The 1248-nt window shown below is 56.8% G+C and carries 1 rRNA gene (only partly in view); it reads right to left on the bottom strand.

The window, feature by feature from the left end:
- Positions 1 to 1248, bottom strand: a 23S ribosomal RNA gene (locus ACBI99_RS45755) (its annotated part extends past both window edges: 1385 nt to the left, 225 nt to the right); the annotation flags it as partial.

Genomic DNA, 1248 nt, shown 5'->3' with positions numbered 1-1248 from the left:
GGCTACATGCTTACCCCAGGACTACCATCGCCTGGGCTGGACTACCTTCCTGCGTCACCCCATCGCTTACCTACTACCCGATCGGATCGAGCGTTCACTCTGACCCCAAGCCCGAAGGCTTTAGGCGAGCTAAGGACTCTTAGCATCACGAGGTTCAGTATGGGCGCGTTAAAGCGGGTACGGGAATATCAACCCGTTGTCCATCGACTACGCCTGTCGGCCTCGCCTTAGGTCCCGACTTACCCTGGGCGGATTAGCCTGGCCCAGGAACCCTTGGTCATCCGGCGCGAGGGTTTCTCACCCTCGATTCGCTACTCATGCCTGCATTCTCACTCGCACAGCCTCCACGACTAGATCACTCTGCCGCTTCACCGGCTGCACGACGCTCCCCTACCCATCAACTCCCCCGAAGGAGAATCAATGCCACGACTTCGGCGGTGTACTTGAGCCCCGCTACATTGTCGGCGCGGAATCACTTGACCAGTGAGCTATTACGCACTCTTTCAAGGGTGGCTGCTTCTAAGCCAACCTCCTGGTTGTCTCTGCGACTCCACATCCTTTCCCACTTAGCACACGCTTAGGGGCCTTAGTCGGTGATCTGGGCTGTTTCCCTCTCGACTACGAACCTTATCGCCCGCAGTCTCACTGCCACGCTCTCACTTACCGGCATTCGGAGTTTGGCTGACGTCAGTAACCTTGTCGGGCCCATCGGCCATCCAGTGCTCTACCTCCGGCAAGAAACACGTGACGCTGCACCTAAATGCATTTCGGGGAGAACCAGCTATCACGGAGTTTGATTGGCCTTTCACCCCTACACACAGGTCATCCCCCAGGTTTTCAACCCTGGTGGGTTCGGTCCTCCACCCAGTCTTACCTGAGCTTCAACCTGCCCATGCGTAGATCACTCCGCTTCGGGTCTACAGCATGCGACTCAAACGCCCTATTCAGACTCGCTTTCGCTACGGCTCCCCCACACGGGTTAACCTCGCCACACACCATAACTCGCAGGCTCATTCTTCAAAAGGCACGCAGTCACATCACACAGCAGCAAGCTGCTGTAAGCTCCTACGGCTTGTAGGCACACGGTTTCAGGTACTCTTTCACGACCCCTCACCGGGGCACTTTTCACCTTTCCCTCACGGTACTCGTGCACTATCGGTCATCAGGGAGTATTTAGGCTTACCAGGTGGTCCTGGCAGATTCACACAGGATTTCTCGGGCCCCGTGCTACTTGGGATCCCCTCAAGA

The sequence above is a fragment of the Nonomuraea sp. ATR24 genome, assembly GCF_041950485.1.
Lineage (GTDB): Bacteria > Actinomycetota > Actinomycetes > Streptosporangiales > Streptosporangiaceae > Nonomuraea > Nonomuraea ceibae.
This window is presented reverse-complemented; position numbering and strand designations above follow the sequence as displayed.